Genomic DNA, 21,246 nt, shown 5'->3' on the forward strand with positions numbered 1-21,246 from the left:
TTTTCACGCCCGCCGCCCGGCGACAATTGACGTCCACGTCAATCAACACAGGAGAGCGCATCCATGGAAATCGCAGGCAAGGTATTCATCGTCACCGGCGGCGCGTCGGGCCTGGGCGAAGGCACGGCCCGCATGCTGGCCGCGCACGGCGGCAAGGTCGTCGTGGCCGACCTGCAGGCCGAGCGCGGCCAGGCCGTCGCCGCCGAGATCGGCGGCGTGTTCGTCAGCTGCGACGTCAGCCAGGAGGCCGACGGCCAGGCCGCCGTCGCCGCCGCGACCGGCCTGGGCAAGCTGGTGGGCCTGGTCAACTGCGCCGGCATCGCGCCGGCCGCCAAGACCGTCGGCAAGGACGGCGCGCATCCGCTTGCGAGCTTCAGCAAGGTCATCACGGTCAACCTGATCGGCAGCTTCAACATGATCCGGCTGGCCGCCGAGGCGATGGCGAAGAACGAACCGGAGCCGACCGGCGAGCGCGGCGTGCTGATCTCGACGGCCTCGGTCGCCGCCTACGACGGCCAGATCGGCCAGGCAGCGTATGCGGCGTCCAAGGGCGGCGTCGTCGGCATGACGCTGCCGATCGCGCGCGACCTCGCCCGCAACGGCATCCGCAACATGACCATCGCGCCGGGCATCTTCGGCACGCCGATGCTGTTCGGTATGCCGCAGGAGGTGCAGGACGCGCTGGCGGCGAGCGTGCCCTTCCCCAGCCGCCTCGGCACGCCGCAGGACTACGCCAAGCTCGTCCACCAGATCGTCACCAACGAGATGCTGAACGGCGAGGTCATCCGCCTGGACGGCGCCATCCGCCTGGCGCCGAAGTGAGGCCGCCAAGGCTGCAGCCACCATGAAGAAGGGCCCCTCGCGGGGCCCTTCGTGTTTTGCGCCGGGTTCAGCGCTTGGAGCGCGACTGGACCAGCCACAGCCGCGCCAGTTCGCCCGAGCCGTCCGTGCCCTTGACGCCGCGCCAGGCGGACTGGGCCTTGGCGGTCTCGCCGGCGTTGTAGTACGCCAGGCCCTGGTAGAGCTTGGTGTCGTCCACGCGGGTGAAATTGCCCTTGGCGATGCCGGCGTCCACCAGCTTCAGGCCGCCCGCCTTGTCGCCGGCGAACACCCGCGACAGGCCGAGCTTGACCAGCTCGTCGCCGGTCTTGGCGTCGTTGGCCGCCTTCTCGGCGCCGGCCGCGCCGGCCCTGGCCTCGTTGGACTTCTTGACCATCAGGTCCAGCAGGCGCTTGTGGCGCGCGCCCTCGGCGCCCTGGCCCAGCAGGTTGGCGGCCAGGCCCTGCTCGACGACCTTCTTGCCTTCGTCCGGGTAGCCGGCCTGGGCGGCCAGCTGCGCCATCTCCATGTAGTCGTCCGCCGTCTTCAGGTTGCCGGTGGCCAGCTGCAGGCGGTAGACGTCCAGCGCGAAGCGCGACGCGAAGCCCTTCTTGCCCTGCAGGCTGCCCAGCACCTGGGCCCACAGCTCCTTGCGGGGGTAGTGGTTCAGCAGGCGCTCGACGGCGTAGGACTCGGTGGCCGCGTCGCCCTTCTTCTGCGCCGCATAGAGCAGGATGTTGAGCTTGTCCTGGCTGGGCGTGCGGCCGGCCTTCTCGTCGGCATGCACCTCGGCCAGCGTTTCCTTCAGCACGGCCGTCATGTCGCCGGACCGGAACTGCGCCTGCTGCTGCATCTGCTTGACGCTGGCGCTGCTGCCGCCGGCCGCGAAGTAGCGACCGGCCCAGTCCAGCGTCTTGGCCGCATTGCCGCCGCGCAGGTAGGTGCCCGCGATGGCTTCCATGTACTGCAGCTGCTGCGCGCCGCTCAGCTTGCCCTTGAGCGCGTCGTAGGAGCGGGCCATGGTGTCGGCATCGCCGGCACCCATCGCGGCCGAGAAGCGCACGCCCTCGATCGCGTTGTTCTCGCCGGCCGTGCGGCCGCCGACGGCTTCGGCGTCGCGCAGCTTGGCCAGCGCTTCCCGGAACTTGCCGGACTTCACCAGCCGGCTCGCCTCGGTCAGCGGCGTGCCGACTTCCTTGCGCACGGCATCCTGCGCGGCGGCGCGGCTGAAGCCGAATTCGGCGCCGGGCGCACCGTTCAGGGACAGGGCCAGGGCGCCAACGGCGACGGCCATCACGGTCTTCAAAGTCTTCAACTTGCTCTCCTGAAAAGCAAAAACGCGCCGCCCTCTCGGGCAGCGCGCATCAGAGTATCGGCGTCAACTGGCCCGGGAACACGTCACTTGACGTATTGCTCGTTACCAACCATGCCCATCTTCTTGACGCTGTTGCGCTGGGCCGAAGCCATCACCGCGGCCACGACGCCGTAATCCACCAGCTTGTTCGGCTTGATGTGGATTTCGGGCTGGTCGCTGACGTTCAGCAGGCCGACCTCGTGCATCTTGGCGTCGACGGCGGCCTGGTTGGCCAGCGCCTCCTCGTCCCAGTAGACGGTGCCGTCGAAGTCGATCATGACCGTGTGCACGACCGGCTCCTGCGGAGGCGTGTTCGTGCTCGGCGGCGGCATGTCGAGGTTGACGGTATGCAGCTGGATCGGGATGGTGATGATCAGCATCACCAGCAGCACCAGCATCACGTCGATCAGCGGCGTCGTGTTGACGTCCATCAGGACTTCGGGTTCACCGCTGCCTGACGAGCTTCCAACGTTCATTCCCATGTGGACTCCTGGGATCAGTTGCGAGCCGGCGGCTCGGTGACGAAGTTGACCTTCATGATGCCCGCGCGCTGGCTGGCGAAGATCACGCGACCGACCGACTCGTAGCGGGACTTCTCGTCACCGCGAATGTGGACCTCGGGCTGCGGGTTCTTGACCGATTCCTTGCCGAGGCGCTGCACGAGCTCCTCCATGTCGGGAATCAGCTTGGTGCCCCAATAGACGTCGCCGTCCTTGCTGACCGAGATTTCGATGTTTTCCGGCTTGGTGACCCGGACGACGTTGGTCTCCTTGGGGAGATTCACAGCGACCGACTGGGTCACCACCGGCACGGTGATGAGGAAGATGATCAGCAGCACCAACATCACGTCCACGAGGGGCGTGGTGTTGATGGCCGAGACCACATCGTCCTCGCCGGAGGATGATCCGACGTTCATGCCCATGGCTTGGCTCCTGTGAGCTGCTGGGCTCAGCGCTTGGCGATGGCGCGGTTACCCATCAGCACGCCATGCAGGTCGCCGGCGAAGGCGCGGACCTGGCTCATGACGTTCTTGTTGCGGTTGACCAGCCAGTTGTAGCCCAGCACGGCCGGCACGGCGACGACCAGGCCGATGGCGGTCATGATCAGCGCGGCGCCCACGGGGCCGGCCACCTTGTCGATGGAGGCCTGGCCGGCGACGCCGATGGCGGTCAGCGCGTTCAGGATGCCCCACACCGTGCCGAACAGGCCGACGAACGGCGCGGTCGAACCGACGGTGGCCAGGAAGCCCAGGCCGCCGGAGATCTTGCTGTTGACGTCGGCGACGGCGCGGTCGACGTTCATCGTCACCCAGCTGCTGTGGTCGATGTTCTCGGTCAGCGCGCCTTCATGGTGCTCCGACGCCTCGACGGCGGTGCTGGCGATGTAGCGGAAGGCGCTTTCTTCCTTCAGGCCCTTGATGCCATCGGCCAGGCTGGCCTTCTTGAAGAAGTTGGCGCGGACGTCCTTGGCCTCGGAGGCCAGCTTGCTCGTGTCCCACAGGCGCACGACCAGGATGTACCAGGAGCCCATGGACATGATGCCCAGGATCACCAGCACGACCTGGTCGACCACGTTGCCGTGGGCGACGATGTTGGCCAGGCTGTAGGGGTTGTCGGCGGGCTTGGAGGCGGCCGGCGCGGGCTCGGCGGGAGCGGCATCGATGACCGGGGCGGCCTCGACGGCGGCGGTCGAAGCGGCGCTGGCGGCCTGGTCTTGCGCGTGGGCGGGCGGAACGGCCAGGGTCGCGGCCATGGCGATGGCGGCCAGGAAGCCAGTGATGCGAGAAATCATGGAGTCAACTCCTAGGGAAAAATTCTGGTTTGGTTCGGTACTGGAAGGCGCCGGGCCGGCGCCGGGGTTCGAGAGGCAGGGGCTTCTTAATCGATCTTGAACTGGAACTCCTGCTCGAACACATGGTCGCCCGGGCACTCATAGGTTTCCCGCAGCGTTTCCGAGATGGCCTGGATCAGCGCGCGCTGGGCCTTGCGATCGACACCGCCGCGCAGCGGGGTGACTTCGACGGCGGTGACGCGGCCGGCCTTCACGGTGGCCACGGCCTTGTAGAGCGCCTCGCCGGTCCAGTTGACCGACGGCATCTCGGGCTTGCCCATCTTCGTGCAGACCATGCCGGCCGTGATCTTGGCGGGCTTGGGCGCGGCCGGCGGTGCGGCCGGTGCCGGCGCCGGGGCCGGACGGATCTCGGCGACCGCGGGCGGCGCGACCTGCGTGGACTGGATGGCCGGTGCCGGCGGCGCCGGCGCGGTCACCTGGAACTCGGGCACCGGCACGAACGGCGGCGGGGGCGCCTTCATGTCCGGCGGCGGCGGCACGACCTTCTCGGGCGGCGGCGGCGGCTTGACCTTCTCCTCGATCACCTTGACGTCAATCGGGCCACTGACCTTCTTGACGATGTCGCGCGCCAAGCCACTGGCCAGCGCGTAGATCGCCACGACGTGGATCAGGACCACGATGCCGATCCCCGTGAACCGGGATGCGCCCTGCTTCTCCTGCGCAAAATTCATGCGCGCTCCTTCTTGCAACTACAAATCACAGTCAATGACTCTCAGAAAAGGGCCACTTGAACGGCGGAAGTTGCGCTCCTGCCGTCGGCGAATTCCCTGAAGGGCGTGCATTCTAGATAGATCGCGGAGCCCAGGGCTCCACCCCATCGAGAGCACGCGAATCCTCGGGAACACACAAGGTTTCACAGCAAGTTCCGGGCCAAAAAAAACGCCCGGTGGCCAAGGCCGTCGGGCATGCGTTTCTCCGGCAGGGAACGAGGTGCATGGCACCCGATCCATTGCGCCTCGCAGCCATCTTAGCGGCGCCCCCGGGCGCCCCTCGTTGGGGCTAACCCCAGCCGCCGACGGGCGGGTTACGGGCGGTTTCAGGCCCATGCGCCGCGCCGCATGGCCAACCGCCACGCAGCAGGCGCGATGGCCGGGCGCACCCGGCCCGGGCGTTACGGCCGGCGAACATCGGTGCGCAGCCGCGGCACCGCCGCCAGCAGCGCGCGGGTGTAGCCCTCGCGGGGCCGGCCCAGCACGTCGGCGCAGGCGCCCTGCTCGACGATGCGCCCGCGCTGCATGACGGCGATGTCGTCGGCGATGTATTCGACGACACCAATGTTGTGCGTGATGAAGAGGTAGGCCAGGCCCTGCTCACGCTGCAGTTCGCGCAGCAGGTTGAGGATCTGCGCCTGCACGGACACGTCCAGCGCCGACGTCGGTTCGTCGCAGACGATGAGCCGCGGCTCGACCGCCAGCGCGCGGGCGATGGCGATGCGCTGACGCTGGCCGCCGGAGAACTCGTGCGGCCAGCGCTGCAGCGCGTCACGGCGCAGGCCGACCTGGTCGACCAGCGTGTGCAGCCGCTCACGGCGGGCCGCGGCGTCCAGCTCGGGGCGCAGCGCGACCAGCCCCTCCTCCAGCACGTCGGCCACGCGCATGCGCGGGTTCAGCGACGCGAACGGGTCCTGGAAGATGATCTGCACGCTGCGGCGCGCCTGCACCAGCGCGGGGCCGTCGAGGTGGAACAGGTCGCGCCCGCCGAACAGCGCCTGGCCGCTGACCCGCGCCTGGCGGCGCAGCAACTGCACGATGGCCTTGCCGGAGGTGGTCTTGCCGCAGCCGGATTCGCCGACCAGCGCCAGCGTGCGCCCGGCGTGCAGCTGGAAGCTGACGCCGTCCACCGCGTCGAAGTGCTTCGGCGCGCGGGAGAACAGCGACGCCTTCAGCGCGAAGCGCACGCGCAGCTCGCGCACGTCGAGCAGCGGCTCGCCCTGCGCGGCGGGCACCGGTGGCAGCGCCCGGGGCGCGGCGGGCGGGCGCGGCAGCGGCTCGCCGGGCTGGCTGTAGAGCAGGCAGCGCACCTGGTGCTGCGGGCCTTCCTCGGTGAGCATCGGCGGCGTGCTGGCGCAGTGGCCCATGGCCTTGTCGCAGCGCGGCCAGAAGCGGCAGCCCGCGAACGTGAGCCACAGCGGCGGCACGGTGCCGGCGATGGCCGCCAGCGGCTCGCCGCGCCGGGCCGCGTCGGGCAGCGCCTGCAGCAGCAGCCGCGCGTAGGGATGCCTGGGCTGCGCGAAGAACTCGGCGGCCGGCGCGACTTCGATGATCTGGCCCGCGTACATCAGCGCCACGCGGTGCGCCATGCCGCTGACGACGGCCAGGTCGTGCGTGATCAGCAGCACGCCGAGCTGGCGCTCGCGCTGCAGGTCGCGGATGAGGTCCAGGATCTGCGCCTGGATGGTCACGTCCAGCGCGGTCGTGGGCTCGTCGGCGACGAGGAAGTCGGGCTCGGCGGCGAGCGCGATGGCGATCATCACGCGCTGCTTCTGGCCGCCGGACAGGCGGAAGGGGTAGTCGTCGATGCGTCGTTCGGGCTCGGGGATGCCCACGCGCGCCAGCCAGTCGATGGCCTTGGCGCGCGCCGCCTTGCCGCGCAGCGCCGTGTGCGCCTCGATGGCCTCGACGATCTGGTCGCCGACGCGCATGACCGGGTTCAGGCTGGTCGCGGGCTCCTGGAAGATCATCGACACGCGGCCGCCGCGCAGGCCGCGCATGCGGCTTTCGGGCAGGGCCAGCAGATCCTGCCCGTCCAGGCGCACCGCGCCCGCGCCGATGCGGCCGTTCTCGGGCAGCAAACGCATCAGCGCCAGCGCCGTCATGCTCTTGCCGCAGCCGCTCTCGCCGACCAGCGCGAAGGTCTCGCCGCGCGCCAGCGCGAGCTGCATGCCGTCGATGGCCCGCACCAGGCCGGCCTCGGCGTCGAGCTGCACGTGCAGGCCGTCGATCTCAAGCATCGTCGGCTCCCGGGCGGCGCAGCAGAACGCGCGGCCGGGCCGAGCGCGCCTTGGGGTCGAAGGCGTCGCGCACGCCGTCGGCGAACAGGTTGGCGGCCAGCACCAGGCTCACCATGAAGCCGAACGCGGCGGCAAAGCTCCACCACACGACCGGGTCGCGCGACATCTCCGCGCGGGCCAGGTTGATCATGCCGCCGAAGCTGTTCATCACCGGGTCCACGCCCACGCCGACGTAGGTCAGCACGGCCTCGTACAGGATGAGCTCGGAGAAGCTGAGCACGACGGTGATCAGCACCAGGTGCATCACGTTGGGCACGATGTGGCGGGCCATCAGCGTCAGGTCGCCCACGCCGAAGGCGGTGGCCGCCTGCACGTAGTCCAGCTCCCTCACTTTGAGCGTCTCGGCGCGCACCAGGCGGCACAGGCCGGCCCAGCCGGTCAGGCCGAGGATCAGGCAGAGCACCAGCATCTTCACGTCGGAGCGCTCGGCGGCGGTCTCGAACAGCTCGGGGTTCTTGTCGAAGAAGACCTGCACCATCAGCACGCAGGCGGCGATCAGCAGCACGTTGGGCACGGCGCTGAGCGTCGTGTAGACGTACTGGATGACCTCGTCCACCCAGCCCTTGTAATAGCCGGCCAGCACGCCCAGCAGCAGCGCGACCGGCAGCGTCGCCAGCGTGGACAGCGCGCCGATGACGAAGGCGGTGCGCACGCTCTTGAGCGCCTGCACCAGCACGTCGTTGCCGGTGCGGTCGGTGCCGAACACGTGGTAGTGGGGCATCAGCGCGGCGACCGGCCCGGCCAGCAGCAACAACACCGCCAGCGTCGCCAGGATGGCGCGCAGCGGGAGGTCGGTGCGGTCGGCGGCGAGGTCGGCCAGCGCCCGGCGCCAGCCGCCGTGGCGGCGGGCCAGCGCGGCGGCGGTGGCCGCCACGGCGAGCGCGGCCAGCGCCAGGCCGCCCAGCAGGCCCAGGCCCGCGCGCCGGGCCACGTCGCCGGCCCATTGCGTGGCCGGGTCGGCCAGGTGGGCACCGCCGAAGCGCAGGCGCGGGTAGTCACGGACGGTGCGGCCCTGCGCGTCGGTGAGGCTCTCCTTGTTGAAGCCATGCGTGCCCAGCGGCAGCGAGTAGCTGACCTCGCGCATGCCGATCTGGCGCGCCAGCGCCAGGTCCAGCAGCGACAGCGTGCGGGTGTCGTAGACGGCGGCGCCGCCGTCCGCGGCCGGCAGCGCGCGGCGCAGGTGCACGCTGTCCACCAGCGTGACGAGCAGGAACGCCGCCATGACGACGCCGGCGCTGGCGGCCACCGGGTCGCGCAGCACGCGGCGCCAGGTGGCGCGCAGGTGGGCCTGGCGCGCCACGCGCCACGCATAGGCCAGGCCGGCGGCGGTCATCAGCCACAGCGCGAGGTCGGCCCAGAGCAGCACGGGCTTCATGGCCGCCCGGCCGCCCGAAGGGCATGGGCGCCCCCTCGGGGGGCAGTGAACGCAGTGCGCGTGGGGGTCGGAAACCTCATTGCAGCCGGACCCGCGGGTCCACCCAGGTGTAGGCGATGTCGATCAGCGCGTTGCTGGCGATGTAGAGCAGCGCGCCGAGGAAGACCATGGTGCGGACGATGGCGAAGTCCTGCCCCGTGATGGCCTCGATGACGAAGGCGCCCAGGCCCGGGATGCCGAAGAAGCTCTCGAACACCAGGCTGCCGAGGAAGACATAGGGCAGGTAGCTGCCGGCGCTGGTGATGATGGGGATCAGCGCGTTGCGCAGCACGTGGCGGCGCAGCACGCGGCCCTCGCTCAGGCCCTTGGCGCGCGCGGTGCGCACGTAGTCCTTGCCCATCTCCTCCAGGAACATCGCGCGGTACAGCCGCGCCTCGCCGCCCAGCCGGGCCAGCAGCGACAGCAGGATGGGCAGCGCCAGGAAGCGCACCGCGTCCAGCCCCGGCGCGAAGCCGTTCATCGGCACCAGCTTCAGCACGCGGGCGAACAGGAACTGGCCGACGATGATGTAGAACAGGCTGCTGATCGACAGCATCAGCACGCACAGCACCACGCCCCAGAAGTCGATGCGCGTGTGCCGGAAGAACACCAGCAGCAGCGCAAACGCGACGCTGGCGATCACCTGCAGCAGGAACAGCGGCAGCGCCAGCTGCAGGCTCACGCCCATGCGCACCTTGACCTCGTGGCCGATGTTGACCGCCTGGCGCGCGTCGCTCTTGCCGAAGTCCAGCGCGAACAGGCTGACCGAGCGCTCCCACAGGATGGTGTGCGTGAAGCGCTCGCTGCCCCGCCGGGCGGCGTCGAAGTACAGCGGCTTGTCGTAGCCGCGCTCGCGCTTCCAGACCTCGATCTGCTCCTGCGTGACGCGCTTGCCGCCGATGTTCAGCCGCGCCATGTCGTCCGGCGTGTTGACCGCGAAGAACAGGAAGAAGGTGAACAGGTTCACCCCGACCAGGATGGCCAGGCCGTAGCCCAGGCGGCGCAGTGCGAAGCCCAGCATCAGCGCGCTCCCGGCCGCGCGGTGGCGGCCTCGCGCGCGCGCCAGGCGCGCCGCGTGAGGATGGCGATGGCCAGCCCGCCCGCCGCCAGCGCCAGCAGCGGCCACCAGACCGGGCGGTTCCATTCGGCGATCCTGCGGGTGCGCTCCGCGACGTCCACGCGCAGGTAGCGCGCGCGGTCGCGCACCACCACGCCGGGCTTGCCGTTGTGGACCCAGTGCTGGAAGGCCACGCCCGAATAGCTCCAGTAGCCCCAGGCCCAGGGCGCGTCCTGGCGCACCAGGTCGTTCATGCGCGCCATCACCTGCGCCTTCTCGGGCCCGTCCTCCAGCGACTGCAGCTGGCGGTAGAGCCGGTCGAACTCGGGGTTCTGGTAGTTGGCGGTGTTCTCGCCCTCGTGCAGGCTCTTGCTGTTGGGGCCGTAGAGCAGGAACAGGAAGTTCTCGGCATCCGGGTAGTCCGCGAACCAGCCCCACCAGAAGATTCTGGTGCTTGCCCTTGAGCACCTTCTCCTGGAACTGGTTGTAGTCGGTCGCGCGGATGTCGAGCTGGATGCCCAGCTTCGCGAACTGGCGCACCAGCCAGTCGTTCTCGGCCTTCAGCTCCGGCGTGACGACGCGCTGGAAGTCGTAGTTCAGCACCAGCGGCCGGCCGGTCTTCGCGTCGCGGCCGCCGGGGTAGCCGGCCTCGGCCATCAGCCGGCGCGCGTCCTCGAGCGGCCGGCGCACCGGCCGGCCGTCGACCAGCCGGTGCGTCACCGGGTTGTACTCGCCGGGCTGCCCCTCCTTCGAGCCGAACACGCCCGGCGGCAGCACGCCGTGCGCCGCGTCGCCGCCCTTGTCGCGGAAGATGCGGCCGTAGCCCTCCTCCCAGTCGATGGCGATCGAGATCGCCTGGCGCAGCGCGCGGTTGCGTGCCTGCTGCCCGGGCGTGTCGCCGCGGCCCACCACCGGGTCCAGCCAGTTGAAGCCCAGGTACCAGTTGGTGATGTCCGTCATCATCGGCAGCCGGAAGCCGCGCGCCTCGTAGAGCGCCCGGACCTCGTCGGAGTCGTCGCGGTCCACGCCCAGCGTGACGCCCCAGTCGGCGCGGTCCATCTCGGGCAGGTCCAGGTAGCCCTGCTTGAACAGCTCCTTGATGGGCACCCGCTCCTTGATGTTGGTGGCCACCACCTTGTCCACGAAGGGCAGCGGCTTGCCGCAGTCGGCCAGCAGCCCGGCCTCGGCGTCGCCCGGGCTGCCCTCGCAGGGGTAGGTGTCGCCGTGGAAGTTGGGGTTGCGGCTCATCACGTGCCGGCGGTCCTGCACGTACTCGGTCATCATGAACGGCCCGCTGCCCACCGGCCAGCGGTTCCAGCCCAGCGAGTTCGCGGCCATGCCGGGCTGGGCGTAGAAGGCGTCCACCTCCCACGGGATGGCCGCCGTGAAGTTGGTGGCCAGCCAGTACTGCCACTGCGGGTAGCGGCCCTTCAGCCGGATGCGCAGCAGGTGGTCGTCCACCGCCTCGGCGCCGGCCAGCGGCCACTGGCGCAGGTCCAGGAAGGGCTTGTCCGCCAGGCTCTCGGGCAGGCCGGCGAGCTGCCTGGCGCTCTCGCGCTTCACGAGCGCGATGTAGTCCTTCAGCCCGACGATGTGCTCCGAGAACACCGCCGCCACCGGCGCCTCCAGCCGCGGGTTGGCGTGCCGCTTGAGCGCGTAGACGAAGTCCGCCGCCACCACCTCGCGCGTCGCGAGCTGCGCGAACTCGAAGGGGCTGCGCTTGTCGCCCAGCTCGCCCGGCTTCAGGTCCAGGTAGAGCGGGCGGCCCTGCGCGTCCTTCGCGAACGCCGGGTGCGGCGACCACTTCACGCCGCGCCGGATCGGGATGTCGTACACCGCCTGGGCGATCTGCGCGTCCGGCGCGTCGTCGGGCAGGCGGCGGCCCTGGGCGTCGAGGTAGTACGGCCTGGCCAGCGCCGCGGCGGCGCGCGGGATCAGCGTGTACGGCCGCTTCAGCGGGTGGTAGCCGTAGGGCGGCTCGCTGATCTCGTAGACATAGGTGCTCTCGGGCGCGGCGTAGGAGGACGTCGGGTCCAGGTAGCGCGGCGAGCGCTCCGAGAAGGCCATGTACAGCGTGTTCTCGCGCTCCGCGCCGCGCGGGTAGGGGCTGTTGTTGCAGCCGGCCAGCAGCATGAGCGCCAGCGCGCCCAGGGCTGTCCTGATCCAGCAGCCGGGCGCCACCGTCAATGCCGGTGGCCGTGGCCGCAGTGTTCGCCGCAGGCGTGGCCGTCGTGCCCGTGCGCGGCATGCGCCAGCCGCGGGTCCGACTGCCAGCCGACGATGGCCTCGCGGCCCTGCACGTACAGCTCCACCGTGCCGCCCACCGGCAGGCAGACCTTGGTGCGCACATGGCCGAACGGCAGGCCGGTCAGCACCGGCGTGCCGGTGCGGGCGCGCAGCGCGGCGACCGCGTCCTTCAGGCCGTAGCCGCGGTCGTTGGGCGAGCGGGCCGCGCCGCTGAAGTCGCCCAGCAGCACCGCGGCCTGCGCGTCGATGACGCCGGCCTGCTGCAGCTGCAGCAGCATGCGCTCGACGCGGTAGGGGTGCTCGTTGACGTCTTCCAGGAACAGGAGGCCGCCCTTGACCTTGGGCCAGTGCGGCGTGCCCAGCAGCGAGCACAGCACCGTCAGGTTGCCGCCCCAGAGCCGGCCGCGCGCCTCCAGGCCGTCGAACTCGGCCGTCGGCGCGCGGAAGCCCACCGCCTCCAGCGCGCCGCTCATCGCCTCGGTGAAGCAGTCCTGCGTCACCTCGTCCACGCCGCCCTCCGCGTCGCTGCGGCCGAAGTCGTCGCAGGCCAGCGGGCCGGACCACATGGCCAGCCCCTTGTGCCGGGCGATGAAGCCGTTCTGCAGCGCCGTCAGGTCGCTGTAGCCCACCCAGCGGGTGCCGCGCTCCACGCTGGCGGCGATGCGGGCCCAGTCGATCCGGTCCAGCAGCCGCGTCAGGCCGTAGCCGCCGCGCGTGGCCAGCGCGACGCCGGGCGCGGCGTCGGCGACGCGGTGCAGCGCGGCCAGCCGCGTGTCGTCGTCGCCGCCGAAGCGCTGGTGGCGCGCCAGCGCGTCGGCGTCCACGGCCACGTCGAAGCCCAGCTGCGCCAGCCGCCGGGCCGCGCGCTTCAGCGGCGCGGCGGCAGGCAGCGCGCCCGCGGGGGTGAACAGCGTCAGTGAGGTCATCGGTGTCCGTCCAGTTCGGTCGCTTCGCCGGTGGGGATCAGCCCCTGCCGCCCGGCGCGGCGCGCGCGGGCGGCCTCGCGGCGCTCGGTGAAAAAGTCGCGCAGCAGCCGGGCCGCCGGCTCGGCCAGCAGCCCGCCCTCGACGCGCGTGTGGTGGTTGAGCTGCGGCTGGCCGAACAGGTCGATCACCGAGCCGGCCACGCCGGTCTTGGGGTCGGCCGCCGCGAACACGACGCGCCGCAGGCGCGCATGCATCAGCGCCATCGCGCACATCGCGCAGGGCTCCAGCGTCACGAACAGCTCGCACTCCGGCAGCCGGTAGTTCTCCAGCAGCGCCGCCGCGTGGCGCAGCGCGACGATCTCGGCATGCGCGGTCGGGTCGTGCGTCGTGATCGGGCGGTTGTAGCCGGTGGCCACCACCTGCCCGGCCCGCATGATGACGGCGCCCACCGGCACCTCGCCCACCAGCCAGGCGTTGTGCGCCTGGTCCAGCGCGAGCCGCATGGCATGCTCGTCGGTGGGCGTGTAGAGGGGCGCGGTCATCAGGGCCGGCAGTGTACCCATGGCATGCTGGCGGCCATGGCCCCGGCGCTGTCCCTCCACCCCCTCGGCGAAGCCGCGCTGTGCTGCACGCCGGCCGCGCCCGCGTCGCCGGCGCAGCAGCAGCGCCTGCGGCAGCTGGCCGAGGGCCTGGCGCGGCTGGCCGGCGTGCAGGAGCTCATCCCCGGCATGAACAACCTGACGCTGCTGTTCGACCCGCTGCAGGCCGACGCCGACGCGCTGGCCGCGGCCACGCACGCGCTGTGGGCGCAGCCGCCGCGCGTTGCCGCGCCGGGCCGCAGCGTGGCGATCCCGGTCGTCTACGACGGCCCGGACCTCGCCGACGTGGCCGCGCACTGCGGGCTGACGCCCGGCGAGGTGGTGCGCCGCCACGCGGCGGCCGAGTACGAGGTGTACTTCCTCGGCTTCCAGCCCGGCTTCACCTACCTCGGCGGGCTGGATCCGGCGCTGCACACGCCCCGCCGCGCCGAGCCCCGGCTGCGCGTGCCGGCCGGCAGCGTCGGCATCGGCGGCGCGCAGACCGGCATCTACCCGCTGGCCACGCCGGGCGGCTGGCAGCTCATCGGCCGCACGCCGCTGGCGCTGTTCGACCCGCAGGCCGAGCCGCCCACGCTGCTGGCGCCGGGCGACCGGGTGCGCTTCGTGCCCAGCCCATGATCGAGATCCTCCGCGCCGGGCCGCTGGCCACCGTGCAGGACCTGGGCCGCCCCGGCTGGCGCGACCGCGGCCTGAGCGCCTGCGGCGCGCTGGACGACCTCGCGCTGGCCTGCGGCAACCTGCTCGTCGGCAACCCGCCGCAGGCCGCCGGCCTGGAATTCACGCTCGGCGCCGCCGCGCTGCGCTTCGAGGCCGACGGCTGCGTCGCGCTGACCGGCACCGACGCCGACGCCGAGCTCGACGGCCGCCCGCTGCGCCCCGGCTGGCGCAGCCCGGTGCGCGCCGGCCAGACGCTGCGGCTGGCCGCGCCGCGCGAGCGCATGCGCAGCTACGTCGCGGTGGCCGGCGGCATCGCCGTGCCCGAGCTGCTGGGCTCGCGCAGCACCGACCTGAAGGCCGGCTTCGGCGGCCTGGCCGGCCGCGCGCTGCGCGACGGCGACCGGCTGCCGCTGGGCCCGGCCGCCGCCCGGCCCGCGCGCGCCGCCGGCCTGCGCCCGCCGGACTGGAGCGCCAGCGTGCGCGCGCTGCCCGGCCCCGAGCACGACGACTTCGGCGCCGCCGCGCGCGACGCGTTCTGGGCCGCGGCATGGACCGTCACGCCGCAGAGCAACCGCATGGGCTACCGCCTGGCCGGCCCGGCGCTGGCCCGCGAGCGCGGCGGCGAGCTGGCCTCGCACGGCGTGCTGCCCGGCGTCGTGCAGGTGCCGCCGTCGGGCCAGCCCATCGCGCTGCTGGCCGACGCGCAGACCACCGGCGGCTACCCGAAGATCGCCGTCGTCATCCGCGCCGACCTGTGGAAACTCGCCCAGTTGCGCCTCGGCGGCACGCTGCGCTTCCAGCGCTGCACGCCGGCCGACGCGCACGCCGCGCTGCGCGAGCGCCAGGCCCTGCTGAACCGGCTGCGAGCCGCCCTGCCGTGACCTTGCCATGACCCTGCACCTGGACCTCAACGCCGACCTCGGCGAAGGCGCGCCCGACGACGCGGCGCTGCTGGCGCTCGTCAGCTCCGCCAACATCGCCTGCGGCTGGCATGCCGGCGACGCACCGCTGATGCGGGCCACCGTGGACGCGGCACTGGCGCGCGGCGTGGCCATCGGCGCCCACCCCAGCCACCCGGACCGCGAGCACTTCGGCCGCCGCGAGATGCAGCTGCCGCCCGAGGACGTGCGGGCCGGCGTGATCTGCCAGGTCGGCGCGCTGGCCGCGCTGGTGCGCGCCCAGGGCGGCCGGCTGCACCACGTGAAGCCGCACGGCGCGCTCTACAACCAGGCCGCGCGCGACCCGGCGCTGGCCGACGCCGTCGCCGCCGCCGTGAAGGCCGTGGACCCGGCGCTGGCCGTCTACGGCCTGGCCGGCGGCGAACTGCTGCGCGCCGCCGAGCGCGCCGGCCTGCGCGCCGTCGCCGAGGTGTTCGCCGACCGCGGCTACCGCGCCGACGGCAGCCTGGTGCCGCGCGGCCAGCCCGGCGCGCTGCTGGACGACGTGGACGCTGCCGTCGCGCGCACGCTGCGCATGGTGCGCGAGGGCGTCGTGCAGGCCGTCGGCGGCGAGACCGTGCCGCTGCGGGCGCAGACGGTCTGCCTGCACGGCGACGGCCCGCATGCGCTGGCCCTCGCCCGCGCGCTGCACGCGGCGCTGGCCGCCGCCGGCGTGCGGCTGCGCGCATGACGGCGCAGGACGAGCTGTTCGGCGGCCCGCCGCCCCCGGCGCCCGCCGCCCGGCCCCGGCGCGGCGTGCAGCCCATGCCGCCCGGGGCCGGCGACCTGGCGCTGGCCGCCGCGCTGCCGCCGCAGGTGCATCTCGGCACGTCCACCTGGAGCTACCCCGGCTGGCAGGGCCTGGTGTGGCAGGGCCGGCACGGCGAGTCCACGCTGTCCCGGGCCGGCCTGCCGGCCTACGCCGCGCACCCGCTGCTGCGCGCCGTGGGCATCGACCGCGGCTTCTACCGGCCGCTGGCGGCGGCTGAGTTCCAGCGCCACGCCGAGCAGGTGCCGCGCGGCTTCCGCTTCACGGTGAAGGCGCCCAGCCTGGTGACCGACGCGCTGCTGCGCGGCGAGGACGGCCGCGGCCAGCAGCCCAACCCGCTGTTCCTCGACCCGGCCGCCGCGCTGCGGGACTTCATCGAGCCCGCCTACGAAGGCCTGGGCGCCAGCATCGGCGCGCTGGTCTTCCAGATCAGCCCGCTGCCCGGCCCGCGGCTGGCGCGCCTGGGCGAGCAGCTGGACCGGCTGCATGCGCTGCTGCGCGCGCTGCCGCCGCCGCCGGCCGGCGTGCTGGCCGTCGAGGTGCGCGACGCCGCATGGCTGACGCCCGAGCTCGCCGCGCTGCTGCGTGACGCGGGCGCCCGCTACTGCCTGGGCCTGCACCCCAAGCTGCCGCCGCTGGCCGGCCAGCTGCCGCTGCTGCGCGCGCTGTGGCCCGGCCCGCTGGTGGCGCGCTGGAACCTGAACCGCCTGCACGGCCCCTACGGCTACGAACAGGCCGAGCGGCGCTACGGCGAGTTCGACGCGCTGCTGGACCCCGACCCCGACACGCGCGCCGAGCTGGCCCGCGTCATCCGCGGCACCGCGGGCGCGGGGCAGGACTGCTTCGTCACCGTCTCCAACAAGGCCGAGGGCTCGGCGCCGCTGAGCGTGCGCGCGCTGGCGCAGGCGGTGGTGGGCGGCTGACGGGCCGGCGGCCGCGCCCCGGCCCCGAACCGGCTCAGGGCTCGGTCAGCGCGATGCGCATGCCCGAGGTCAGCGGATCGAACACATAGCCGAGCACCGAACGCTCGCCCGCGAGGATGGCCACCGACACCATCACGCCCGGCACGAGCGGATAGCGGCGGGCGTCATGCAGGAACTCGCGCCGGGCGGGTTCGATGCGCACGCGGTAGTAGGGCTCCTTGCCCTGCTCGACGACGGAGTCCGGGCTGATGTCGATGACCGTCCCCGCCACCGGCTGGAAGCCGCGCGCGCTGGCTGACATGAGCTGCAGCCGCGCCGGCTGGCCCGGGTGGACCAGGCCCACGTCGCCCACCGGCAGCCGGGCCTCCACCAGCAGCCGCTCGCCGGCCGGCACCAGGCTCATCAGCGTGCCGCCGGGCGGCACGACGCCGCCCTCGGTCACGACGTTCATCGTCATCACGGTGCCGGCGATGGGCGCGCGCACCACCGTGCGCCGCTGGCTGTCGGTGTACTTGCTCGAGCGCTCCTGGAACTCGGCCAGCTGCTTGCGCGCGTCCTCGAGGTCCTTGTGCATCTGCTCGCGGTCGCTCGACGCCAGCGTGCGCAGCGACGCGTTCTCCAGCCGGCGGCCGGTGGCGATGCGGCCCAGCGAGGCGACGGTCTCGTTCAGCGCGCCGCGCGTCATCTCCAGTTCCTTGAGCAGGTTGAGGTGCTCGTACTGGTTGGCGAGCCCGTCCTTGAGCAGCTTCTCGCTGATGGCGATCTGCTCGCCCAGCAGCTTGAGCTTGCCCTGCAGGTGCTCGCGCCGCGCCTGCAGCTCGTTGAGCTCGCCGTCGCGCTGCGAGACCTTGAAGCCCTGCACTTCCAGGTTGCCGGCCAGGCGCTGCCGCTGCGACTCGAACAGCTCGCGCGCGGTGCGCACCTGTTCCGGGAACTTCGCCGCCAGCGCGGCGGGCACGTCGAAGCTCGCGCGGCCGGCGAGTTGGGCCTCCAGGCGCAGGATGCGGATCTGCAGGCCGCCGATGTGGGCCTCGAGCTCGCGCAGCTCGGCGTCGGACGCGCTGCGCTCCAGCTCGGCCAGCGCATCGCCGGCCTGCACCGCCTGGCCCTCGCGCACCAGCAGGCGCCGCACGATGCCGCCCTCCAGGTGCTGCACGAGCTTGGTCTGGCCCGAGGTCACCACCTCCCCGGCGGAGTGGCTGGCGATGTCGAGCTTGCAGAGCGCGCCCCAGACGACGAAGGCGGCCAGCAGGCCGGCCGTGGCCTGCAGCGTGCGCCGCGTGCCGGGCGGCTGGTCGAGCGGGTCGGCGGGCGTGGTGGGGGCGGTGTCGGTCATGGGTCAGACGGCCGCGGCCGTGTCGGGTCGCAGGGAGGTCACGGTCGCCGACGGTGGCGGACGAACCGCGTTCGCCGCCAGCACGATGCGGGGCACGGGCTTGGCGTTGAGGTCGATGGTGGCCTCGGCGGCCGCGACGATGAAGGGGTCGTTGCTCATCGCGACGATGCTGCGGCCCTCGCGCACGAGGCGGTTGAGCAGCGCGGCCACGGCGCGGCAGCCGGCGGCGTCCAGGCCCTCGGTGGGCTCGTCGAGCACCACCAGCGGGCCGCCGCCGGCCAGCGCGCGCACCAGCGCCAGCCGCCGGCGTATGCCCGGCGGGATCGCCGCGCCGCCGCCGCGCACCGGCATCTGCAGGCCGTCGGGGCTGCCGTCGACGAAATCGGCCAGGCCCAGCTCGCGGCACAGATCCAGCAGCGCCGCGTCGGCGATCTGCGGCTGCAGCACGGCCAGGTTCTCGCGCAGCGTGCCGTCGAAGAACTGCGGCTCCTGCGGCAGCCAGGCCACCTGGCCGCGCCACCAGTCGGGCAGCGCCTGGCGCAGGTCCATGCCGTCGGCCAACAGCCGGCCCCGCGAGGGTTCCAGCAGGCCGGCGAGCAGCTTGGCGAGCGTGGTCTTGCCGGTGCCGTTGCCGCCGGTCACGGCGACGACGCCGCCGCTGCGCAGCTCGAAGTCGAGACGCTCGAACAGCGGCGTGGACTGGCGCGGCCACGCGAACGCGAGGTCTTCGAAGCGCAGCGCGCCGCTGTAGCGCAGCAGCGTGCTGCCCTCGCTGCGCTCGCGCGGCAGGCGTGCGAGCTGGCCCAGCGCGTCCAGCGCGCGGCGGCCGCGGGCCAGGCCGTCGGTCAGCTGGGTCAGGCGGGTCACCGCGGCCAGCGCGCGGCCGGCCAGGATGTTCGCGCCGATGAGCGTGCCCACGTCGAGCCGGCCGGCGAGCACCTCGCGCGCGCCCAGGCCCATCACCAGCATGCCCAGCAGGATGCCGGCGGCATAGCTGGCATTGCCCGACAGGCTCTGCACGCCGGCCAGCAGCGCGCGGCTGCGGTGCAGGTCCACGCCCACCGCGCGCCAGGCCTGGCGCAGCGGCTCATGGGCCTTGAAGCTGCGCACCAGCTCCGGCGACGCCGCCAGCGTGTGCTGGGTCGCGGCCAGCAGCAGCGCCTGGCGCTGCTGCTCGGCGCCCGGCGCCTGCTGCAGGCGGTTCGTGAGCCATGACGCGCCCACCACGGCGGCGATGGCCAGCAGCGCCAGCACGCCGAGCAGCGTGTTCAGCGCGAACAGGCAGACGACGAACAGCAGCGCGGCCGGCGCGTCCAGCAGCGCCGTCAGGCTGGCGGCACCGAAGCTCTGCTGGATGGTGGCCAGGCCCGACAAGGCCTCGCGCCGCGCCGGCGGGGGCACGGCGTCGAAGGCGGCGTACTGGCTGTGGGCGCTGGCCGCGAGCGCGGCCTCGCCGAGCTGGCGGTCGGCGCGGGCGCAGGTCCACTGCGCGAGGGCCGCGCGCGCATGGCGCAGCACCACCTCGAACAGCAGCGCCAGCAGCGCGCCGAGCGTCAGCGCGACGAGCGTGGCGTCCACCCCGAGCGAGAGGTAGCGGTTCATCACCTGCGTGCTGTAGAGCGCGCTGGTCAGCGCGAGGAAGTTGATCAGCACGGAGGCCCCGGCCAGCTCCCAGCCGACGGCGCGGTGCAGCTTCAGGCGTTCCCAGAGTTCATTCATGGCGGGCGGCAGGCCGGCGGCGCGTGGGCCGCTCGAACCCCAAAAGTGGGTGACATGGAGGTGACAGGCCCATTCATTGTGGGCAGGCGCGTCGCGGGCGAATCCGTGAACAAGCGGGCGATTCCGCCCCTTCATGGTGCATCGGCGGGCCCCACCTCGGGGAGCATGGCGTCCGGGAAGCTCTGCGCGAGCCGCCCCGCCCCCCGCCAGCTTTCACGAAAACCACCATGACGCTCCGCCTCGCCGCCCGCCCGCTCCTCGCCGCCCTGCACGCCGCCGTGCTCCTCGCGCTGGCCGGCCCCGCCGCCGCCCAGCCCGCGGCGCCGGGCCGCTCGCTGCCGGACCGCATCGACCGCCTGCTGCAGGAGCACCGCCTGATGCGCGTGGTGGCCGCCGACGTGGCCAGCGCCGACGCCGCCATCGGCGCGGAGCAGAGCGCCTACTACCCGCGCGTGTCGCTCAGCATGACGGCCGGCCGGCAGAAGATCGACCGCGACATCGGCACCACCGGCTCGTTCAACCCGCGCGAGCAGTCGGTCTCGGTGAACCAGCTCATCTCGGACTTCGGCGCCACCGGCGACCGCGTGCGCACCGCCCGGCTGGTGGCCGACAAGGAACGCCGCGAGCAGGAGCTGCAGCGCCAGAACCTGCTGCTGGCCGCCGTCGAGGCGCAGCTGGCGCTGATCCGGGCCAGCCAGGTGGTCAAGTTCGCGCGCCGCTCCGAGGACTATGTGCAGCGCCAGACCCAGCTGGAGAACACCCGGCTGGAGGCGGGCCGCGGCTACGCCACGGACGTGCTGCAGGCCAAGGCCCAGCTCGCCGGCGTGCAGGCCCGCCGCATCGCCGCCGAGCGCCAGTGGCAGGAGGCGGTCAACCGCTACGAGGCCGTGTTCGGCGAACGCCCCGCGACGGCCGAGGACCTGGAGGCCCTGGCGGCCCCGGCCGCGCTGCTGCCGGCCAGCGAGGAGGCGGTGCTGGACGAGCACTGGCTCGGCGGCAACCCCGACCTCATCGCCGCCCAGGCCCGCGCGCAGGTGGCCCATGCCGAGCGCGACCAGCAGCGCTCCCGCGAACTGGCCCCGCGCGTGGACCTGCAGGTCTCGCGCAGCCGCTACGACGAGCTGGACGGCGTGCTGGGCAGGCGCGACGACACCCGCGCCCAGGTGCGGCTGAGCTGGTCCTTCGACGTCGGCATGCGCGCCGCGCGCGTCACCGACGCCGCCGACCAGGCCGCCATCTCGGCCGATGAGAAGGCCGGCTATGTGCGCATCCAGGCCATGGAAGAGCTGCGCAACGCCTGGACCGGCTGGCGCACCGCCCGCGAGCGCTCGGCCTACCTGAACGACCAGGTCGCGCTGTCCGGCAAGTTCCTGGACCTGGGCCGCCGCGAGCGCGAGCTGGGCCGCCGCACGCTGCTGGACCTGCTGAGCGGCGAGACCGGCCTGCTGAACGCGCAGAGCGACGCGATCGCCGCGCGCATCGACGAGGTGGTCGCCGCCTACCGCGTGATGCGCGCCGGCGGCAAGCTGACGCCCGCGCTGTTCCGCGAGCCGGGCATCGTCGTCCCCGGCAGCGACCTGACCGGCGACGCGCCGGCCGCCGCCGCCCACTGAGCCCCGCCGCCCCG

The 21,246-nt window shown here is 72.8% G+C and carries 18 protein-coding genes and 1 pseudogene; 6 read left to right on the top strand and 13 right to left on the bottom strand.

What is annotated here, in order from left to right; genetic code table 11:
* The first annotated feature begins 63 nt into the window (after positions 1-63).
* Positions 64-822, top strand: a complete 759-nt coding sequence (locus tag QM788_RS17955; RefSeq protein ID WP_415662812.1) for a 3-hydroxyacyl-CoA dehydrogenase — start codon at positions 64-66, stop codon at positions 820-822.
* Between the two features lie 67 nt (positions 823-889).
* On the opposite strand, the gene QM788_RS17960 is transcribed toward QM788_RS17955, so the two are convergent.
* The 11 genes and pseudogenes from QM788_RS17960 to tadA form a co-directional block, all read right to left on the bottom strand.
* Positions 890-2,134, bottom strand: a complete 1,245-nt coding sequence (locus QM788_RS17960) for a hypothetical protein (RefSeq protein ID WP_415662813.1) — start codon at positions 2,132-2,134, stop codon at positions 890-892.
* 83 nt (positions 2,135-2,217) lie between these two features.
* Complete coding sequence (locus QM788_RS17965) at positions 2,218-2,655, bottom strand: ExbD/TolR family protein (RefSeq protein ID WP_415662814.1); 438 nt, start codon at positions 2,653-2,655, stop codon at positions 2,218-2,220.
* Between the two features lie 14 nt (positions 2,656-2,669).
* Entirely contained in the window at positions 2,670-3,095 is a 426-nt protein-coding gene (locus tag QM788_RS17970; protein ID WP_415662815.1) for an ExbD/TolR family protein, read from the bottom strand.
* A gap of 26 nt (positions 3,096-3,121) precedes the next feature.
* Positions 3,122-3,964 carry a MotA/TolQ/ExbB proton channel family protein gene (locus QM788_RS17975; RefSeq protein ID WP_415662816.1) on the bottom strand — a complete coding sequence of 281 codons (843 nt, stop codon included), beginning with the start codon at positions 3,962-3,964 and terminating at the stop codon, positions 3,122-3,124.
* Between the two features lie 86 nt (positions 3,965-4,050).
* A complete protein-coding gene (locus QM788_RS17980) occupies positions 4,051-4,695 on the bottom strand; it encodes an ABC transporter substrate-binding protein (protein ID WP_415662817.1) in 645 nt (214 codons plus the stop codon).
* Positions 4,696-5,135: 440 nt separating this feature from the next.
* Positions 5,136-6,974, bottom strand: a complete 1,839-nt coding sequence (locus QM788_RS17985; RefSeq protein WP_415662818.1) for a dipeptide ABC transporter ATP-binding protein — start codon at positions 6,972-6,974, stop codon at positions 5,136-5,138.
* Positions 6,967-8,409: an ABC transporter permease gene (locus QM788_RS17990; protein WP_415662819.1), complete on the bottom strand. Its 1,443-nt coding sequence runs from the start codon at positions 8,407-8,409 to the stop codon at positions 6,967-6,969. The genes QM788_RS17985 and QM788_RS17990 overlap by 8 nt, the downstream gene beginning before the upstream one ends.
* Before the next feature lie 76 nt (positions 8,410-8,485).
* Positions 8,486-9,469 carry an ABC transporter permease gene (locus QM788_RS17995; protein ID WP_415662820.1) on the bottom strand — a complete coding sequence of 328 codons (984 nt, stop codon included), beginning with the start codon at positions 9,467-9,469 and terminating at the stop codon, positions 8,486-8,488.
* Positions 9,469-11,638, bottom strand: a pseudogene (locus QM788_RS18000) (ABC transporter substrate-binding protein). Before QM788_RS18000 ends, QM788_RS17995 begins: the two are co-directional and overlap by 1 nt.
* Before the next feature lie 50 nt (positions 11,639-11,688).
* On the bottom strand, positions 11,689-12,678 hold the full coding sequence (locus QM788_RS18005) for an LD-carboxypeptidase (RefSeq protein ID WP_415662821.1): 990 nt from the start codon (positions 12,676-12,678) through the stop codon (positions 11,689-11,691).
* On the bottom strand, positions 12,675-13,220 hold the full coding sequence (tadA, locus tag QM788_RS18010) for a tRNA adenosine(34) deaminase TadA (RefSeq protein ID WP_415662822.1): 546 nt from the start codon (positions 13,218-13,220) through the stop codon (positions 12,675-12,677). Before tadA ends, QM788_RS18005 begins: the two co-directional genes overlap by 4 nt.
* Positions 13,221-13,256: 36 nt before the next feature.
* Here tadA and pxpB point away from each other — a divergent pair, with 36 nt between their 5' ends.
* Genes pxpB through QM788_RS18030 form a run of 4 tightly spaced genes read left to right on the top strand, consistent with a single transcriptional unit; the run spans position 13,257 to position 16,564 of the window.
* A complete protein-coding gene (gene pxpB / locus QM788_RS18015; RefSeq protein ID WP_415662823.1) occupies positions 13,257-13,895 on the top strand; it encodes a 5-oxoprolinase subunit PxpB in 639 nt (212 codons plus the stop codon).
* Positions 13,892-14,815, top strand: a complete 924-nt coding sequence (locus QM788_RS18020; RefSeq protein ID WP_415662824.1) for a biotin-dependent carboxyltransferase family protein — start codon at positions 13,892-13,894, stop codon at positions 14,813-14,815. The genes pxpB and QM788_RS18020 overlap by 4 nt, the downstream gene beginning before the upstream one ends.
* A gap of 13 nt (positions 14,816-14,828) precedes the next feature.
* A complete protein-coding gene (gene pxpA, locus QM788_RS18025; RefSeq protein ID WP_415663007.1) occupies positions 14,829-15,563 on the top strand; it encodes a 5-oxoprolinase subunit PxpA in 735 nt (244 codons plus the stop codon).
* Positions 15,560-16,564: a DUF72 domain-containing protein gene (locus QM788_RS18030; protein WP_415662825.1), complete on the top strand. Its 1,005-nt coding sequence runs from the start codon at positions 15,560-15,562 to the stop codon at positions 16,562-16,564. The genes pxpA and QM788_RS18030 overlap by 4 nt, the downstream gene beginning before the upstream one ends.
* Before the next feature lie 34 nt (positions 16,565-16,598).
* On the opposite strand, the gene QM788_RS18035 is transcribed toward QM788_RS18030, so the two are convergent.
* Together QM788_RS18035 and QM788_RS18040 are read right to left on the bottom strand one after the other, a co-directional pair.
* Positions 16,599-17,900: an HlyD family type I secretion periplasmic adaptor subunit gene (locus QM788_RS18035; protein WP_415662826.1), complete on the bottom strand. Its 1,302-nt coding sequence runs from the start codon at positions 17,898-17,900 to the stop codon at positions 16,599-16,601.
* A 3-nt stretch (positions 17,901-17,903) separates the two neighbouring features.
* Positions 17,904-19,619, bottom strand: coding sequence for an ATP-binding cassette domain-containing protein (locus tag QM788_RS18040; RefSeq protein ID WP_415662827.1), 1,716 nt, complete (start codon positions 19,617-19,619; stop codon positions 17,904-17,906).
* Between the two features lie 227 nt (positions 19,620-19,846).
* On the opposite strand from QM788_RS18040, the gene QM788_RS18045 reads away from it, so the two are divergent.
* Positions 19,847-21,232 carry a TolC family protein gene (locus QM788_RS18045; protein WP_415662828.1) on the top strand — a complete coding sequence of 462 codons (1,386 nt, stop codon included), beginning with the start codon at positions 19,847-19,849 and terminating at the stop codon, positions 21,230-21,232.
* The last annotated feature ends 14 nt before the right edge of the window (positions 21,233-21,246 follow it).

This window comes from Roseateles sp. (assembly GCF_047654785.1).
Classification (GTDB): Bacteria; Pseudomonadota; Gammaproteobacteria; order Burkholderiales; family Burkholderiaceae_C; genus Pelomonas.

Excerpts from the sequence above, each read along its gene's own strand:
- QM788_RS18005 (WP_415662821.1), bottom strand. The coding sequence starts at position 12,678 with ATGACCTCACTGACGCTGTTCACCCCCGCGGGCGCGCTGCCTGCCGCC.
- QM788_RS17955 (WP_415662812.1), top strand. The coding sequence starts at position 64 with ATGGAAATCGCAGGCAAGGTATTCATCGTCACCGGCGGCGCGTCGGGC.
- QM788_RS17970 (WP_415662815.1), bottom strand. The coding sequence starts at position 3,095 with ATGGGCATGAACGTCGGATCATCCTCCGGCGAGGACGATGTGGTCTCG.
- QM788_RS18040 (WP_415662827.1), bottom strand. The coding sequence starts at position 19,619 with ATGAATGAACTCTGGGAACGCCTGAAGCTGCACCGCGCCGTCGGCTGG.
- QM788_RS17975 (WP_415662816.1), bottom strand. The coding sequence starts at position 3,964 with ATGATTTCTCGCATCACTGGCTTCCTGGCCGCCATCGCCATGGCCGCG.
- QM788_RS17990 (WP_415662819.1), bottom strand. The coding sequence starts at position 8,409 with ATGAAGCCCGTGCTGCTCTGGGCCGACCTCGCGCTGTGGCTGATGACC.
- QM788_RS17980 (WP_415662817.1), bottom strand. The coding sequence starts at position 4,695 with ATGAATTTTGCGCAGGAGAAGCAGGGCGCATCCCGGTTCACGGGGATC.
- QM788_RS18035 (WP_415662826.1), bottom strand. The coding sequence starts at position 17,900 with ATGACCGACACCGCCCCCACCACGCCCGCCGACCCGCTCGACCAGCCG.
- QM788_RS18045 (WP_415662828.1), top strand. The coding sequence starts at position 19,847 with ATGACGCTCCGCCTCGCCGCCCGCCCGCTCCTCGCCGCCCTGCACGCC.
- QM788_RS18020 (WP_415662824.1), top strand. The coding sequence starts at position 13,892 with ATGATCGAGATCCTCCGCGCCGGGCCGCTGGCCACCGTGCAGGACCTG.
- tadA (WP_415662822.1), bottom strand. The coding sequence starts at position 13,220 with ATGACCGCGCCCCTCTACACGCCCACCGACGAGCATGCCATGCGGCTC.
- QM788_RS17995 (WP_415662820.1), bottom strand. The coding sequence starts at position 9,469 with ATGCTGGGCTTCGCACTGCGCCGCCTGGGCTACGGCCTGGCCATCCTG.
- pxpB (WP_415662823.1), top strand. The coding sequence starts at position 13,257 with ATGGCCCCGGCGCTGTCCCTCCACCCCCTCGGCGAAGCCGCGCTGTGC.
- QM788_RS17965 (WP_415662814.1), bottom strand. The coding sequence starts at position 2,655 with ATGGGAATGAACGTTGGAAGCTCGTCAGGCAGCGGTGAACCCGAAGTC.
- QM788_RS18030 (WP_415662825.1), top strand. The coding sequence starts at position 15,560 with ATGACGGCGCAGGACGAGCTGTTCGGCGGCCCGCCGCCCCCGGCGCCC.
- QM788_RS17985 (WP_415662818.1), bottom strand. The coding sequence starts at position 6,974 with ATGCTTGAGATCGACGGCCTGCACGTGCAGCTCGACGCCGAGGCCGGC.